Origin of the sequence: Mycoplasma marinum (assembly GCF_004335975.1) — a bacterium.
Taxonomy (GTDB): domain Bacteria; phylum Bacillota_I; class Bacilli_A; order Mycoplasmatales; family Metamycoplasmataceae; genus Mycoplasma_K; species Mycoplasma_K marinum.
The window spans coordinates 1-17412 of the sequence record NZ_PSZO01000021.1; the positions used below are offsets into that span (position 1 = coordinate 1).

Genomic DNA, 17412 nt, shown 5'->3' on the forward strand with positions numbered 1-17412 from the left:
GTTAACAGGCTTAACTTCTGAGTTCGGAAAGGATTCAGGTGCACTCTGTTGCTATAATCACCATAGTTATTATACATAAAAATAAGTTATTATTGTAAAATATTTTAAAATAAATATTCTTTTGAATATATAGAGGCTATTTACCTTGCATATTCACACATATGGTAGTCAATAAACTAACTTCTAAATGCGATACAAAAAGATACTTTCGCTAAAAGTATCCAAATCGATAAACTATTTAAATAAATATATTAAATTTATTTATTTAAATTATTAATAAGTTCAATTGTTTTATCAAAAGCTAATTTCCCAGCTTGACCAATCCTATAGTTAATATCTCCAAGTCTTGAAGAATCTTTTCCGATGATATCAGAAACACATTTTAAAACATGGAGTTCAACATCATTGTTATAAGCTATTTGAGCCATTCCTGCTGTTTCCATATCAAAGATACTAACAACTAACTCTTTTTGAATTTCTTTAACTTCCTCTTCACTTGTTATAAATTTCATACCAGAAGCTATTGGATTATTTTTCAGACCATCAACCCTTAAATGATTAATATAAAATTGAACATCACCTGGAACTTGTCCTCTTGGGTATCACGGTGTAATGACATCGTGGAAATATATTTTTTTTGGAACTATAAGATCAAAAACTTCTAATGTTGAATCAGCGCCTACTGCACCGTAATTAAAAATCTTCTTAACTCCAAATGATGAAATCATTTCTTGCACACATGCCGCTGCTTTAACTATACCAATACCTGAATGTGCAACAACAACTTTATTTTCATTAACTTCATAAATTGTGAACTCAAAACCATTTTTAGAAATAGTTTCTTCTTCTAGTCACTTAATTTTATTTAATTCATGTTTGTCCGCAATAATTAAACCGATCATTATTTACCAACTTTCTTAAGTTTAAAGTGATTAACACTACCATAGTTTTCTATTATGTAATCTGTTGCAACTTTTGCTGCCGCTTTAAACCCAGCATCCAAATCTTTCATCGCTAATTCCCTGTGAGCTTGAATGCCTGGATATCTCCTACCTTCGCACAACTTATCAGCCACATAAACTATTTTATCAAGCATTGTAAGTGACTCAAATGGCATTGCATCAGCATTAGAGTGTCTAAAAATAGCTTGAACAATTTCTTCATCATTAACTCTATAATAATTCCTTAACCATAATGCCCCAGTTCATTGATGTCAAATTAATTCAGGAGTGCCACTTGGATCATATCCATTTTCTAATAAGTATTCTTTATGTTTTTCATTGCTTCACTCTTTTGTAATGTCATGCATAAGAGCAGCAACTCATGCTTGCTTGGCATCCATCTTATTGGCTTTAGCTAAATTAGCAGCCATACTACCTGCATCTAAACAATGTTTATGTCTTTTATGACTTAAAGATAATCTACCAATTTCTAATAAAAGTAATTTGTTATTACCAATATATTCAATAACCTTATCATCTAATCCATCAAAATCACCACGTCTGGCATTCGATGATGAATAAACTCAATTATTATTATTTAATAATTTAGCCCCGTATTTTTTAATATTTACTTTAGAAAAATTACCATCTCTTCTAAAAATACAAATTTGTGCTTCTTGAGCAATAGTTTCAACATCTTTTCACTTATGTAATTTATAGAGATTGTCAGTACCTATTAGTAAAAATAATTCTGCATTTGGGAAATTTTTCCTAAAATATTTAATTGTATCTATTGTATAAGAAGTACCTTTTCTATTTATTTCAAATAACGAAACCTCCGTATTTTCAGGTTTAACTAAGTTGAGCATCGCTACCCTATCTTTTGAATCCAAATATTTCACTTTTGATTTAAAAGGTGATTGATATGCAGGAACAAAAAATAGTTTATCTAAATTTAGCTCTGACATTGCATGTTTTGCAACGTTTATGTGTCCTTTGTGAACCGGGTTAAATGATCCACCAAATATTCCTATTTTCATAATTTAATTAAATTATATAGAAAAAAAGCTACAAGAGCTCAAAAGATGTTTCAAGATGCCCAGAAGAATATTGACCCCGCTTTAAAATATTCTTCTTTTCTAGCTTTTTATAAATAACATTCTCAAGGAACATATGTGTTGCGGACATTTTATAATCCGTTGAAACTAAAGGTTGAACTAGAATAGATTCTATTTTCATTCTATTGGCAATTAATATATCAGTAATTATCATATCTCCCATAATAATTGTTTCTTTTGGTTCAAAACCACTTTCTTTCATTATATTTAAAACAGAGGATTTTAATGGTTTTTTTGCATTCCCTTTATAGTGTTTTATTTTTGCCTTATTGCAAAAAACGCTAACTCTTTTTTTTGTATTATTTGAAACAACAACAAATTTAATACCATATTGTTTAACAGCTTCTAAAAAACGTAAAACTTCCTTATTTGGAAATCTTGTATAGTGAGGAACAAGCGTATTATCTAAATCGCAAATCATCATCTTTATACCTTGTTCTTTTAACAAGTTTAAGTTAACATCTTTGAAAGATCTAACGTAAATAGAAGGTTTAAAGTAGTTTACTATCAACCCTTTTTTATGTTTATTATTTTGCATATAAAAATTATAGTTAAAAAGACAACTTAATCAAAAAAAACTTGATAAAAGTAAATAAAAAAACCAGAAATTATAATTTTCTAGTCTATTAAATATTCTTTTTCAATTCTTGAATTGAGGAATTCACTATTTCTTCTATACTTAAACTTGTTTTTTGCTTTGTTTTAACGCCAGCAACTAAAATAGTTGGTTTTACTTTAGCACCCAAGAAATTTCATACACCTTCCATAGAAGGGATAAAATTAGAAAAGTTATACCACCCTTCAGGAGCACCTTGAGTTGCTATAATTTGAACTTCAAGATTTTTAAGTAATCCTTCAGAAGCACCGTTACCATCATATTTATATTTAAATGTCTTCCCAGCAACGCAAATTTTATCAAATAAATTCTTCATTTGAGCTGTATAAGAAAAATTTGTCATCGGTACAGCAATAATTAATTTATCTACAGACTTTAAAAGGTCTATATATTTATCAGAATCATCAAAGAAAGTATCAAAGTTTTCAGATGTCATTGATATCGAAAGATCCTTTTGTTCATTCAAGTCTAATCAAATACTATCTTCTTCTCCATATTTTTGTTCATATAATTCTTTATATTTATTTAATAAACCAAGTGATATTGATTCCCTTGGAGTATTTTTTGTCATTGTTGTTGTTATAAAAAGTGTTTTCATAAAAGAATTATAATATAAATCCTTCTTATAACAAACTCAAATTTCAACAGAACTATAAAAAATATCACCTTCATAATTTTAAAAATAAAATATACACCAAAAATCAAAATTCTATATAGTAAGGAAACAAATGAGTAAATAAAGTGAAATATCTATTTAGATTTATTGAAAACAAATTTATTACATAATCTATAGTCAAATAAAAAAAACTAGCCAACGCTAGTATTTATTCTAATCAAAAAATGAATTTTTATCTTAAATATCACTTAATATATCATCGATAGATAATTGTGATACAGATTCTATTTTTTCCTGTGCTTTTTTAAAACTGTCCTCTTCGGAAACTTCGGAAACCTGAATTAATGGGGAGTCCTTATTTATTATTTGTGGCACTAATAATTTAGCACTTCTAACTCTCTTATTAATTCCTAAACTTAATCCAGCTTCAGCATTAGATTTATCAATTGTCTTCATTTCAATTAAATCAACCATACCATCCAAATTCATAAAATATGCTTTAGTAGATGACTGAACAACATTCATATCTTCAATTAAATGTGGTTTTGATTTAATTTCCCTAAATAAAGTTCTACCTTTTGTAGTTCTTGAAGAAGGTTCTATAGATTGAACTCTAATACGTTTTAAACCACCTCTATCAGATAACATCCCAATAGTTTCATCTTGATTGGCTAGTGTAAATGCAGTTACATAATTATCATTAGTAGAAATACCAATAACACCAGCTGATTTTGTTCCTTGTATTGATACTGTTGACTCAGAATATTTAACAGCTTTTGTATTTGAAGTAACAATAATCAATTGCTTGTCACCTCCAGAAACTCTTGCACCAATCATTTTATCGGTTTGCGCAAGTCTTATGGCTGTTAATGCCCTTGAAAATCTTGAAACTTCAAAATCTTTAAGGGACACACGTTTAACTTTTCCTTTTTTAGTAGCAAGTGTTACAAATGCATTTAGTGAAAAATCATTTACCGCAATGACTGAAACGATTCTATGATCGGGATTAATTGAAGCGTAATCATTAATGTGTTTACCAACCGCCTTAAACTTGTCTTCACTAATTTTATGACAAGGAATAAAAATATATTGCCCAGCATCTGTAAATACCAATAATTTATTAGATGTATTTATTTTACTTAAAAATACAAGTGAATCAGCTTCTTTAAGACCATATTGTTCAAATTTATTAGATTCATATATTCTATTTGAAAAGGACTTAATGTACCCTTGTCTTGAAACACCAATATATACATCTTCATGTTTTATAAGATCTGCAACATTTATGTCTATTTTTTCAATTTCATTAACAATTTCAGTTTTTCTTGGAATTGCAAAATCTTTTTTAATGGTTTTAAAGAAATCAATTAAATAAGAATTGAATTGTTGTTCTTCATTTAACAATTGATTGTATCTTGCAATTCTAGCTTCTAACTCTTCTTTTTCTTGAATATAAACGAATTGATCAGTTGAAGAAAGTCTATAAAGTCTTAATTCAGCAATAGCAGTCGCTTGCAATTGAGTAAATTCAAAGTTCTCAATAAGAGCTTTAACAACCCCTGCTTTTGAACCTGATGCTTTCCTAATAACTTCAATCACTTCATCAACCATTGCAGAAACTCTAACTAAACCAGAAACAATCTCGTGTCTAATCTTATCCTTGTCCAGTTCAAAGTTAATTTGATTTTTATGAACACCTTTTTGGTGATTTATAAATGCGTCTATAAGTTCTTTTAAAGAAAGTAGCCTAGGGGCTCTATCTTTAATAGCAATATTATTATAATTATAATAAACTTGCAAATCAGTTTTTGAGTATAGGTAATTAAGAACTAACTTAGCATTAGTATTCGGATCTAACTCTATGTAAATTGATGTACCATTTCTATCTGTTTCATCCCTAACTTCTTTAATTCCATGTATAGATTTATTAAATCTTATCTCGTCAATATCTCTAACAAGTCTAGACTTAATAACTCCATAAGGAATTTCACTAATAGTAATAGAATGATTTTTCTTAGAATCATCAATTGAAACTTTTGAACGAATGATTATCCTACCCTTACCTCTTTCAAATGCAGAATAAATACCTTCTAAACCTTGAACAACACCACCTGTAGGGAAATCTGGTCCTTTAACATAATTCATTAATGTTTCTAAACGTATATTTGGTGATTTAATTGTTGCAATAACAGCATCTAAAATTTCTCCTAGATTATGAGGTGGCATTTCTGTTGCATACCCAGCTGCAATACCTTTGGCTCCATTTATTAATAGATTAGGAAATCCAGCAGGTAAAACGGTTGGTTCTGATTCTGAATCATCAAAATTAGGCGCGAAAGAAACTGTTTCTTTTTTAATTCCTCTCAACATTAGTTCCGTTAGTTTTTCAAGTCTTGCTTCTGTATATCTCATAGCTGCAGCAGGATCGTCATCAATAGAACCGTTATTTCCATGCATTGAAATTAATGGCATATTCATTTTTCAGTTTTGTGTCATACGTACTAAAGCTTCATAGATAGAAGAGTCACCATGTGGGTGATACTTACCAATTACTTCACCAACAACTCTTGCAGATTTTTTATAAGGTTTGTTATGTGTTAAACCAAGTTCATGCATTGCGAATAAAATTCTTCTTTGAACTGGTTTTAATCCATCCCTTGCATCAGGTAAAGCTCTATCTTGAATAATGTATTTTGAATAACGTCCGAATCTATCTGACATTATCTGATCTAATGATTGTTTTAGTAGTTGTTCATTTGTATTTTTGCTCATTGTAGGTAAATTATAGATTATTTTAATTAGTTTTATAAAAACTCTACTATAATTATTAAGAAATTAGGAGGAAAATATGATAGAAACACATAATTTAGGTAAGGCTTTTAGTGATAAGAAGCTTTTCCATGGAGTAAGTTTAAGGTTTACAGAAGGTAATACATATGGTGTAATTGGCGCTAATGGTGTAGGTAAATCAACTTTTCTAAAAATACTAGCAGGATCAATGGAATCTTCAGAAGGAACAGTTTCAGTTGATGATGGAAAGAGGATTTCAACTCTTGAACAAGACCATTTTAAATACAACGATATTGATGCAACAACTGTTGTTATCTCAGGGCACAAAGAAATGTATGACATTATGATTGAAAAAGATGCTTTATATATGAAACCAGATTTTGATGAAAAAGATGGTGAGAGAGCATCTGAATTAGAAGGTGATTTTGCAATGATGGGTGGATACGAATCTGAATCAGATGCACAAAAATTACTTTCTTCTTTGGGGATACCACAAGAAAATTGGACTAAAAAATTGTCGGAATTAAAATCAGGTGAAACAGTTAAAGTTCTGTTAGCTAGAGCATTATTTGGTAATCCAGATATTCTAATCCTTGATGAACCTACAAACCACCTTGATATGCAAGCAATTGCTTGATTAGAAGACTTTTTAAGTAGATATGAAAATACAGTTATAGCCGTATCTCATGATACTGATTTTCTAGATAATGTATGTACTCATACAGTTGATATTGACTTTGGAGAAGCGAATATGTTTACTGGTAACTATTCATTTTGAAAACAATCTTCTGAACTTGCAGCTGAATTAAAAAGAACACAAAATAGCAAAAAAGAGGAACAAATGAAAAAATTACAAGCTTTTGTTGACAAATTTTCAGCGAATGCTTCCAAATCTTCACAAGCTACCTCTCGTAAAAAAACTCTTGAAAAGATTAAACTAGATGAAATTAAACCTTCAAACAGAAAATATCCTTATATAAGATTTGACTTACTAAGAGAACCTGGTAAAGAAATATTAACTGTTGAAGATTTAACATACAAGACACCAGAAGGGGAAGTTTTATTTGAAAATGTTTCATTTAAAATTTTACCTGGCGAAAAAATGGTTGTTCTTGGTGATGATGATATTGCCAAAACAAAATTATGTGATATTTTAACAGGAAATCTTGAAGCTACTTCAGGAACATATAAATGAGGAACTACAATAACAACGGATTATTTCCCAAAAGACAATACACACTTATTCCAAAACGAACACACAATTCTTAAATGATTGGGTCAATGAGATAAGGAAGATGATGAACCTAAATTAAGGGGATTCCTCGGAAGAATGCTCTTTCCAGCTGATTCTGTATTTAAAAAGGTTAACGCATGTTCTGGTGGAGAGAAAGTTAGATTAATGATGGCTGCAATAATGCTTAGAGACTCAAATTCACTAATTCTAGATCAACCACTAGATCATCTAGATACAGAGTCAATTGATTCAGTAATTGAAGGATTAGAAAAATATCAATCTTCTTGTATATTTACAACATATAACAAAGCCTTTACAAACAAAGTTGCAAATACTATCCTTACACTTGGTTCAAAGGGTTCAATATTCTTTAGAGGTAAGTTAGATGATTATCTTGCTGATGAAAGAATTCAAGAAATGATTAAAGATATTAAATAAAAAAACCTTATTAATTAAGGGTAAAACATATTTTCAAAACTCTTGCATAAGCTGGAGTTTTTAATTTTATTATTATGCAATTATTTTACTTCAAGTATTTTTATTTTCTTAATAGTTAGCTTTATCCACATTTATATTAATGCTGTTAACTTTATGCTGCCCATTAATTATTAAGTATTAAAAAAACACCTCAAGTAAAGAGGTGATTTAACTATCTATCAATTTTTTTTGATTTTAATTTTTTCAATTTTGATTTTTTACGTTTATTATCAGAAGATATTTTTTCAGCTTTCATGGCCTCTGCTTCAGAAAGAAATCCACCAGCAATAACACCAGAAGGAATGGCAAGAATACCAATACCAATAATGGACATAACCATAACTATAGAACGCCCAAGATTTGTAACTGGATAAATATCTCCATAACCGATAGTTGTAAGTGTAACAGTTGAGAAATATAATGATTCTTTAAAAGTTGAGAAGGCCTTATCTGAACGATTTTGTTCAACGTTATACATTACCAAAGCAAATACAACAATTGTTATAACAACTATAAAAAATACATTATAAAGAATCCATTTATTTTTTGCGATAACCCTCTTGAAGATTATTAATGGAGGAAATAGGTTTGCTAACATTATGATTCTTATAATTCTTAAAAATTTAAATGATTGCATTTTGGTAAAAAGATCCTTTGTTTCTCCAGAAGGTATATATGCACCTAGTACATATAGTGATGGAAACAACGATGCAATCAATAATATAGAGATCATTGAAATTGGAAAGAATAATAATGATTTTGTTTTACTCTCAAATCTTGCAGGAGCAGTTATCCACCTTAGTGAATAATCTATTAGAAGAGTGATTAAAACAATTAATTCAATTATAGTAAAAACTGTTTTATGTCTTTCTTGAACTCCTTGTTTAAAGGCCAACGTAGATAAAGAAACTACTACTACAACTAAAATTATTGTGGCGTATAAATTCCTAAAAAACCTAATTTTCTTCCTTCTTTTTTTACTTTTAATTGATTTTAAACCAGATTCAGAAGCAACAATTATACTTCCTTCATTTATTGTAAACATTAATTTACCTCCTATTTTGACCTGTTATTTCTTTATGTAATTTAATATCTTTTGAACTATTTGTCTTAAACGATTTAATTTCATTATATAGTTTTTTAACTTGATGCTCTGATAATTTTCTTTCTAAAATTGAGTTTATTTTATCAAGAGAATTAAATAATTCTGAATGCCTTGTTAAAACAACATGTTCAGGTTGGTTTGTTATTTTTATAGATTCTGCTCTGTTTGAATAAACTATTAAGGATACAATTGGAACTTTAATACCCGTCATATCCATAATGTGTTTAATGTGTTTATCATTTTGAATAATTGGATTACCTGTTGCGTGTTGTTTTTGACCCATTTGTTTAATTCATTGAGAATTTTTTGCATCACCATGAATCTCACCCTTAATAGATTTTATTTCAGTAACAATTAGACCTTTATCAGTTACTAATATACCATCAACTTCAAAAACCATATTTCTTCCATATGAATATAACGAAGCCTTTATAAATTTATTTTTTGTGTGTTTTGCTCAAGTTGCTATATCTTTATTTATAATTACTTCAGCGGATTGCCCTAATTTTCTTGTTAATCTTTTTACTGAACGATTTTTGAATCAAAAGTATATTAAAATACCAATAAAAATTAGCATTAATAGCCCTCCGAAAGTCATTCCTATATATAGTCCTGTCATATTACTCCTTAATTTTTACTAAATTATACTTTATTTTTGCTATAATACTTTCACAAAGGAGTTTACATGGCAAATATCAAATCAAAAATGACACGTATTAAAACTAATGAAAAAGCTAGAGTTAGAAATGCTGCAATTAAATCTAAAGTTAGATCAGCAATCAAAAAAGCTAAAGCTGCTATCATTGCTAAAGAAGCTAACGTTTCTGAACTAGTGTCAAAAGCACATAAAGAAATCAACACTGCTGTTTCTAAAGGAGTATTCCACAAAAACAACGGTGCTAGAAAAAATTCTAGACTAGATGCTTTCTTTAACAAGAATAAATAAATAAATTTAATCATTACCAAGTAACATGAGATGTATGTCGGCTGCATACATCTTTTTTTATCACCTATTAATGTATGTATAGTATTATATTTTCCACAGTCAAAAAAAATACATCCTTTGATGTACTTTGAATATTTTTATTTACCTCATGAAATTAAGAATAAATCTATCTAATCCCACTTTTGAATTAATTTTACCGGTTTTAATATCTAAATCTAAATCAGCTAGATTATTAATTAATTTCTTTAAATTTGTTGGATTTGTTTTCATTAATAATTCATTAGCCTTTTTAATTCTGAATATATGAATTTTTGTTGTATCTGATATTTCACGCAAAGAAATTCCTGTTTGCTTATAATTATTAACTTTATTAGCTAATAATAAAGTAGATGCTATTTGACCAATTAATAATAAAGGATCATCTCCTGCAAAAATTCTTTCTTTATAAGTAGTTGCAATAGAATAAGGATCCTTTTCAATAATTGCATTAGCTAAAGCAAAATAATTTTCAGAGATGTATGTGTCAATCGAAGTTTCCACCATCTCAACATCCACTATCATATTTTGCAATAACAACTTGTCAATTTCATTATTAATTATTCTTAAGTCATTGGGTACTTTCGATGCAAGTGCAATACATGCTTTCATAGTAATTGTTCCACCCTTTGATTGAACAATAATTTTAATGGTATCAATAATTTTAGAACTCTTTAATTTATCAAATTTTTCTGTTTTTGCAGTTGACATTAAATATTTAATTAATGGATTAGTTGCTTTGGGTTTACCTGAATGAGAAATAAATAAAATCTTTATAGTCCTGTCAATTTTCTTAATAATTTCCAATAATTTCTTAGCTTCATCAAGTTTTGAGAAGGCAGAAACATCCCTTAAAACTATAACTTTTGCAAAATCAAACATTGGAATTGTATTTAATTCCATAATAATATCGTTTATAGTTGAAGTTTCATCAAAAGTAATTGGATCAATTCCTAATTTTGCAATTATTCTTTTTTCTTCATTATTAATCAAGAAACTTTCTTCTCCGTAAATAAAATACATATTACAAAAATTATATAGTAGTTATTCTTGAATAAAAAATTATTTCTTTTGTTGTTTCAAAAGATTGCGCTTTGCATATAGGAATTGTGTATTCATTTCAAACAAAACTAAAAATAACACAAAAAATAAGTTATAAGTAATTTGTATAAATAATGTTATATTAACATCCTTTATTAAAATACAAGTCTCCACAAAAAATATTAGAACTAAATACGTCAATTTATATAATGTGTTCAATCATTCTTTAAAAGGAAGTAAGATCCAACTCAATATATATAATAAAGATACTAATGGAGTTAGGGCAATTGAGTATAGAGGTCCAAATATAGAAATAAAACCATTTATTTTAATGGTTATTGGTAATGTCATTAAATAAACTCCAACAACAATAGAAATATATTTAGTGATACCGTACTTAAATTTAAATTGATTTATATACATTATTGTAATTGAAGCAAATAACGTCAATTCAAAAGATACAGAATTAATATTATAGGGATTCAAAAGCAATATACAAATTCCTGCCAATGCAATCAAGTCAAATGAACTACAACTAAATTTAAAGACTTTTTTAAAAATAACATAAAAAACCAAAAATAAATATGCCCTCAACGATGGTATTGATCAATTTAAAAAATACAAGTAGAAAAATATTAATATAATCGGTGTGCAATTAGAAAAGATAACGCCCATTTTTTTAAATACTCTATTCAATATTTTATACAATAGTGTTATATGGAATCCAGAGATAATCAATAAATGAATTACCGATAGTTTTTTAGCTAACATTAATATCCCCTTATTTTCTTGTGTTTTCATACTTAATAAAAATAAAGGCGCCATTTTTTTAAATCAAGAAGGTCCTGTAGTCAAATACCTTCTAGCATTATGTATAAAATTATTATCATAAGAAATTTTTTTTAGCTTAGAGTGGTAAATAATTGAACTTATTCAATGTGTGCTCAAATATCCTTTGATATCAAAATCAGAATTTGCTATTATGCCCTGTGATTTGCCCTTTACAAATAATGTAGTTCCTATTTCAATGTGTTCATTAGTTTTAATTAAAATATATTGACCATGATCCTTAATTATGGGACCCATTGAAATCGAATCAATTACTTTATAACTTCCGTTGAAAGTTTTAATAACTGGATGTATATTAATAATTTCCTTTATCAATACACATATAATGAGAAGTAAAATTGCTAAGAGTATTATTTGGGGGTAGTAAAGAAGCATTAATAAAATTAATATCACTACAATTAATATGAAAATATTGAATGAATCATATAATCTCAAGCACAAAACAATGAATAATAAGGCTAAAGGGAATCTTAATTTAAATCTAAAGTTTCTTTTAGAAGGCTTAAAGTAACTTCACCAACACCACGCAGTGAGTCTAAATCTTCTCAAGTTACACCTCCTTTATGTTCTTTAATGAAGGATGCGACTTTTTTAGCTGTTTTCGACCTAATTCCAGCTTTAACTAACATTTGATAGTTTACTCCTTTAGAAATAGGATATTTCCTTTTAAAACCCTTTAAAAAAGGCACTAATATTTCCCTATCTTCAAATATTTTTTCATCCTTATTTATTTTTGTCATATCAGCACCATATATTAGTTCTGCTTTTTGAAGTATTTCGCCAATTTTTGTACCTTCCTTAACAGTAAATGAGTCACGAAATCTCACAGCTCCCAATACTGAGACTTTTATATATCTAAGGGAATGAACTTTTGGAACACCTTGAACATTGTGGTGCTTAATAAAAATAAAACCCCCAATAAATAAAAGTAAACTAAATGTTATACTAGCTAATGTTTTTATCTTCATATACTTATGTATCTTTTTTTGTGCAAAAAGAAAAATAAAAAAATTTAGCGTTGCTAAATCTTCTTATAATTTAAATTAATACTTTTAATTTAGAAGTATCTTTATATCCTCTTCCAAATTTAGCGCATTCTTTGCCATCAATTTTTACAGCATCACCCGTAAAGCCAATATTAATTTTAAGTATTGAACCGCCAACACCATAAATATCAACGGGAGTATCTTGTTCTTCAAATAACCTTATTTTGGATATATTAAATCCTGAAGAAACAATTATTTTAACGTGTTTTCCTCCATTTTTATCCAAAGCTTTTCTAAGAGCCTTTATTAAATTTGGTGTTACACCGAATTCTTCATTTCTTTTAAAGAATTTATCCGAAACCCCATCAGAGGTATCCACTCTTAATGCCTTCAAATCCTTACCAAACTCTTTAAGAGCTTTAAGAGAATCATTTATTACATCATTATTAAAATCAACAAGAGCAACCAAATCTTCAGAAGGGAAAGTATCTTTGTATGCTTTTAAAGCCTCTATTAAATCCCCACCAAACATTTGTATTAAAGCGTGCGGAACTGTTCCAACACTAATACCTCCATGATTTTTAATTTGTGCATTTGTAACATGAGTTGTTAAGCCTCCTACTGATACTGCATAACCATCATTTTCTTGATTGATATAAGAGTCAGCACGATCACCCATAAAAATAACTGGTTTATTGTTTGCTATTTCTTTGATTTTTCTAGAGTTGGTAGCTATTGATGTTTGCCTAGCAAGAATTCCATCAATAACACCTTCTAGAATACCAAAATACTCAAATTTACCCTCAAGTTCCAACACAACATCTCCCGAATTTATAATCTTACCTTCTTCAAGATATTTAATCTTGTATTTATCAATCGGTGTGCATTCTTTTAATATTTTTAGAACTTGATTAATCCCACAAAGAGTTACGTTATTTTCACGTTGAAAAAATTGTATAGTTACTTTTGAGTTATTTTTATGTTTTTGAATTATTTCCTTTGTTTTAAAGAAATATTTAGCGGAATAATATCCATTTTTTATATTTTTATACATATTCTAATTGTAACTCCTCTTTTGTTATTCAATTAAATCTTCTAAATAAATATCATAAAGCAATTGTAAGTATTGTAGGTATTGCTAATTGCATCACTATAATATGAAGTCATGCTAAATAATTAGATCAACCATTTTCAAACAATGTAAATATAGGTCCATACAATGCCGATGTACCCATCCCTGATGTAGGAACCCCTATTTTTCCAACCGGAAATTCAAGAGTTAATCCAGTTGCACACATCGCCGCAACCATCGAACAAATAGTTGGGATAATTAAAACTCTTGGTGACCTCATATAATTTTTCATATGAAGCATTGATGTTCCAAAACCAACAGCAATTGTTTTACCCACTTTTTTATTTGCCATTCATGTTAGCACCCCAAATGAAATCATTTGTGCAGCAGTTGCAGCCATGGCAGCTGATGCAGGAGCACCGTGTAAACGAATCATAATTGCAATAGCTGCTGAAGATGTTGGTAGTGATAATGCCAATCCCATAATAAGCCCAATGATTGGAGCTAAAAGAACTTCTAAAGTCCTAGAACTCTTGGCAAGTTTATCAACTCCAAGTTCAGCAACAGATACAACTCCTGTTGTAAGAAAAATAATTGAAAAAGCAGATAATATTCCTATAAAAATACCAATAATCGGTACTAAAAAAATATCGAAATAAGTCTTGAATTCAAATATTTTAAAAAGGTATACAAGTAAAACAGAAACTAATCATGCTCCGAATACATCGCCAGGTATACCCAACCTTAAGTGACCATCGGTGAAAAAACCTATTTTTGCACCTGATGTCATTATTTTTTCAGTTCCACCATTGTAATGTGGAACAAGCATAGAAATTGATGCTATCATAGCAGCAAAACCAACAGCAAATATTTGAAGCGGATTTAAGCCACATTTGACACCCACTCCAACTCCAATACCAATACCAACAGAATATGAAAGTACTTTTTTAATACTTATCATAAACTCGGCACCTGGTATTTTTCCAAATAATCCAATAATTGTACCTATTATTAAGGTTGCAAAAAACCCTATGGTCATACCAACCATTGAATCGAATCAAATCTTCTTGTGTTGAATCTTTGAATTAATTTTAAACATTTCGTCCTCCTAAAAATGTTCCCTAATATTCAATTGTAATGAAAATTCACGAAAAACCCGCTGCATTTTCTATATTCAGACTTTACTGTCGGCCCAGGAATTCCACCTGATCATGCTCAAAGAGTACGATGGCTATTACATCCGGTTGAGAAATTAACTCAGTCAGGAAACTGCAAACAATGTTTGCAATAATATTATAGATTAATTTAAGTCAATAATATAAAACAAGTTCTTTATATATCATTGAATTAAAGTAAAGGTTTGATTTTACTTAGTCTTTTTTTATCAAAAAAAGATTGTTGGTAAGTTCAGTTATCAATATTCCTTGTTTGACTAATTTTTACACCGATTAGTCTTAAGTCATTCCCTTTTCAATTTTTATCAAATAAATTCAAGGCAATAGGAAAAATATCCTCGGCTGATTGGACTGGTATTCTTAGTTTAATTTGCTTTTGTTTAACATTAAAATTAGTATCTTTTAAAGTTATACCAACAACTAGACCAATTTTTCTTTCTTCAATAGCAGTTGAAGCCACTTTTTCAGTCAACCCCCTTAAAACTTCAGTGATGTGATGCCTATCATTTGAATAACCTTCACTAAAAGTTCTTGAATTGGAAATTTCTTTATATTTAATCCTTGAGTTGTTAACAACATCAGAAGAAATACCAAAAACAGTATCAATTAAAGCTTTGGATTTATTTTTAAAAATCTCATTAGCGATTTCTGAATCTGGATTTAATTTTGCTATATCTCCAATTGTATGAATATTATTTAGTTTAAGCAGGGGTCAAGTTTTCTTACCAATTCCAAAGTATTTTTCAATATCCATTTTTCATATTGTTTCTTTAAAATTTTTAGGACCCAGAGATGTTACACCATTAGGTTTTCTTATGTTAGAACACATTTTAGCTAATCATTTAGTGTAAGAAATGCCTATTGAAATTGTAATACCTAATTCTTTTTTAATGGTTCTTTGCATATCTTTTGCTAAATTAAATGCACTCCCATATTTTTTTCAAATATTGGAAACATCCATATAACACTCATCAATTGAAGCTATTTCAATAAGTTCTGTATATTTAATCCTAAATATCTCGAACATTCTTTTGGATAATTTTTCATATAATTCAAAGTCCCCGGGTAAAAATATTAAATCAGGACACTTAGCTATTGCGTCTCTTAAAAGCATTGCAGCACCAATACCTTTTGCTCGTGCTTCATATGAAGCAGCGCCAATTACACTTGAACCACGTTTACCAGAAACAACAACAGGTTTCCCTATCGTTTCTGGTCTTAATGTTTGTGAAGCTGAAACAAAAAATGCATCTGCATCAATATGGAATAATACTTTCATAAAAATATTATAAATGCTATTGAAACTTTAAAGACTAAAATCAAAATATAAATTCATTGATAAAACTAGCATCAAATTTTTCTATATCTTTTATAATTATATTATGGAAAAAGAAAAAATAAATTTGAAGGATAAGGAATACACTTATCTTTATAAATGAACAGTTAAAAAACCAAAAGCTATATTGCATATAATACATGGTTCAAAAGAACATATAGGAAGATATGAGGAGTTAATATCCTTTTTGAATAAACATGACATCTCTGTTTATGGCATGGATATTAGAGGTCATGGAATTTCTGCTATCGAACAAGATGTGCAAGGACATATTGAATCATACAAATTATTACTTGATGATATTGAAAAAATGAATAAAATAATTAAAAAAGAGAACCCAAAAACTAATATTGTTATGTATGGACACTCAATGGGATCATTCATTTTAAGATATTACTTAAAATATCACAAAGAGTATGATGCCATAATATCAGGAACAAAAGAATCAACTCTATTCAACTCTTATGCCGATTTAAATGTAGCTAGATTATCTAGAATAATTAGAGGTAAAAAGAAAGCAAACTGATTAATTGAGACGTTATCATATAAAACATTCGATAAAAAAATGCCAAAAGGAGAAAGTTGATTGAGCAACGATTCTCAAGTTCAAGAAAAATATGATTCTGATAAATTAAATCCAAAAGTATTTACAAATGAATCTTTTGTAGCTATGTTATCTTGACTAAAACAAATAAGAAAATCAGAAACTTACACAAACTACAAGGGAAGATTATTAATAATTGCAGGTACAAAAGATCCCGTTGGAAATATGGGAAAAGGTCCTAAAAAAGTTTTTAATAAATTTAAAAAAAGAGGTGCAAATATCCAAATAAAACTTTATAAAAACGGGCACCATGAAATTCATAATGACCATGATAAACTAACAACTTACCAAGATATTGTTAATTTTATATTGGATAAATAAAAATAAATATTGTTAATTATTAGATAAAAACATGACTTTGAAAAGTCATGTTCCTCGATTGAAATTTAAAGTGCAACACTTAGAGTTAAAATTTAAGTGAGGCACTTTTCATATGCAATTATCCAAAATAGGCAAATGAAAAGTCCCTA

The 17412-nt window shown here is 28.6% G+C and carries 16 protein-coding genes and 1 riboswitch; of the genes, 3 read left to right on the forward strand and 13 right to left on the reverse strand.

Annotation, left to right across the window (positions count from 1 at the left end; genetic code table 4):
• Window positions 1-257: 257 nt before the first annotated feature.
• The 5 genes from C4B24_RS03815 to parC form a co-directional block, all read right to left on the reverse strand.
• Complete coding sequence (locus C4B24_RS03815) at window positions 258-902, reverse strand: phosphorylase family protein (RefSeq protein WP_131599451.1); 645 nt, start codon at window positions 900-902, stop codon at window positions 258-260.
• The gene (locus C4B24_RS03820; RefSeq protein ID WP_131599452.1) at window positions 902-1981 is read right to left on the reverse strand and encodes a nicotinate-nucleotide adenylyltransferase; all 1080 of its coding nucleotides are present in this window, start codon (window positions 1979-1981) and stop codon (window positions 902-904) included. Before C4B24_RS03820 ends, C4B24_RS03815 begins: the two co-directional genes overlap by 1 nt.
• Window positions 1982-2009: 28 nt before the next feature.
• Entirely contained in the window at window positions 2010-2597 is a 588-nt protein-coding gene (locus C4B24_RS03825) for a YqeG family HAD IIIA-type phosphatase (RefSeq protein ID WP_131599453.1), read from the reverse strand.
• 88 nt (window positions 2598-2685) lie between these two features.
• Window positions 2686-3273, reverse strand: a complete 588-nt coding sequence (locus C4B24_RS03830) for an FMN-dependent NADH-azoreductase (protein ID WP_131599454.1) — start codon at window positions 3271-3273, stop codon at window positions 2686-2688.
• Window positions 3274-3528: 255 nt separating this feature from the next.
• Window positions 3529-6063 (reverse strand): DNA topoisomerase IV subunit A, encoded by a 2535-nt coding sequence (gene parC, locus C4B24_RS03835; protein WP_131599455.1) that lies wholly within the window; start codon window positions 6061-6063, stop codon window positions 3529-3531.
• A gap of 76 nt (window positions 6064-6139) precedes the next feature.
• Here parC and C4B24_RS03840 point away from each other — a divergent pair, with 76 nt between their 5' ends.
• Complete coding sequence (locus C4B24_RS03840) at window positions 6140-7753, forward strand: ABC-F family ATP-binding cassette domain-containing protein (protein ID WP_131599456.1); 1614 nt, start codon at window positions 6140-6142, stop codon at window positions 7751-7753.
• Between the two features lie 211 nt (window positions 7754-7964).
• On the opposite strand, the gene C4B24_RS03845 is transcribed toward C4B24_RS03840, so the two are convergent.
• Both C4B24_RS03845 and C4B24_RS03850 read right to left on the reverse strand, forming a co-directional pair.
• Complete coding sequence (locus C4B24_RS03845; RefSeq protein WP_131599457.1) at window positions 7965-8837, reverse strand: potassium channel family protein; 873 nt, start codon at window positions 8835-8837, stop codon at window positions 7965-7967.
• Window positions 8838-8841: 4 nt separating this feature from the next.
• The gene (locus C4B24_RS03850) at window positions 8842-9516 is read right to left on the reverse strand and encodes a nuclease-related domain-containing protein (protein ID WP_131599458.1); all 675 of its coding nucleotides are present in this window, start codon (window positions 9514-9516) and stop codon (window positions 8842-8844) included.
• A 66-nt stretch (window positions 9517-9582) separates the two neighbouring features.
• On the opposite strand from C4B24_RS03850, the gene rpsT reads away from it, so the two are divergent.
• Complete coding sequence (rpsT, locus tag C4B24_RS03855) at window positions 9583-9843, forward strand: 30S ribosomal protein S20 (RefSeq protein WP_131599459.1); 261 nt, start codon at window positions 9583-9585, stop codon at window positions 9841-9843.
• Between the two features lie 141 nt (window positions 9844-9984).
• On the opposite strand, the gene holA is transcribed toward rpsT, so the two are convergent.
• The 6 genes from holA to C4B24_RS03885 all read right to left on the reverse strand — a co-directional run bounded on the left by holA (window position 9985) and on the right by C4B24_RS03885 (window position 16281).
• Window positions 9985-10902, reverse strand: a complete 918-nt coding sequence (gene holA / locus C4B24_RS03860; protein ID WP_131599460.1) for a DNA polymerase III subunit delta — start codon at window positions 10900-10902, stop codon at window positions 9985-9987.
• 39 nt (window positions 10903-10941) lie between these two features.
• On the reverse strand, window positions 10942-12084 hold the full coding sequence (locus C4B24_RS03865; protein ID WP_168388350.1) for a ComEC/Rec2 family competence protein: 1143 nt from the start codon (window positions 12082-12084) through the stop codon (window positions 10942-10944).
• A gap of 155 nt (window positions 12085-12239) precedes the next feature.
• The gene (locus C4B24_RS03870; RefSeq protein ID WP_131599462.1) at window positions 12240-12737 is read right to left on the reverse strand and encodes an MAG0490 family ComEA-like DNA-binding protein; all 498 of its coding nucleotides are present in this window, start codon (window positions 12735-12737) and stop codon (window positions 12240-12242) included.
• A 70-nt stretch (window positions 12738-12807) separates the two neighbouring features.
• The gene (locus C4B24_RS03875; protein ID WP_131599463.1) at window positions 12808-13809 is read right to left on the reverse strand and encodes a nicotinate phosphoribosyltransferase; all 1002 of its coding nucleotides are present in this window, start codon (window positions 13807-13809) and stop codon (window positions 12808-12810) included.
• Window positions 13802-14926, reverse strand: a complete 1125-nt coding sequence (locus tag C4B24_RS03880) for a PTS sugar transporter subunit IIC (protein WP_131599464.1) — start codon at window positions 14924-14926, stop codon at window positions 13802-13804. The genes C4B24_RS03875 and C4B24_RS03880 overlap by 8 nt, the downstream gene beginning before the upstream one ends.
• 60 nt (window positions 14927-14986) lie before the next feature.
• Window positions 14987-15102: riboswitch (FMN riboswitch) on the reverse strand.
• Window positions 15103-15174: 72 nt separating this feature from the next.
• Window positions 15175-16281, reverse strand: a complete 1107-nt coding sequence (locus tag C4B24_RS03885; RefSeq protein ID WP_131599465.1) for a Y-family DNA polymerase — start codon at window positions 16279-16281, stop codon at window positions 15175-15177.
• A gap of 103 nt (window positions 16282-16384) precedes the next feature.
• On the opposite strand from C4B24_RS03885, the gene C4B24_RS03890 reads away from it, so the two are divergent.
• Window positions 16385-17263, forward strand: a complete 879-nt coding sequence (locus C4B24_RS03890; RefSeq protein ID WP_131599466.1) for an alpha/beta fold hydrolase — start codon at window positions 16385-16387, stop codon at window positions 17261-17263.
• Window positions 17264-17412: the final 149 nt, after the last annotated feature.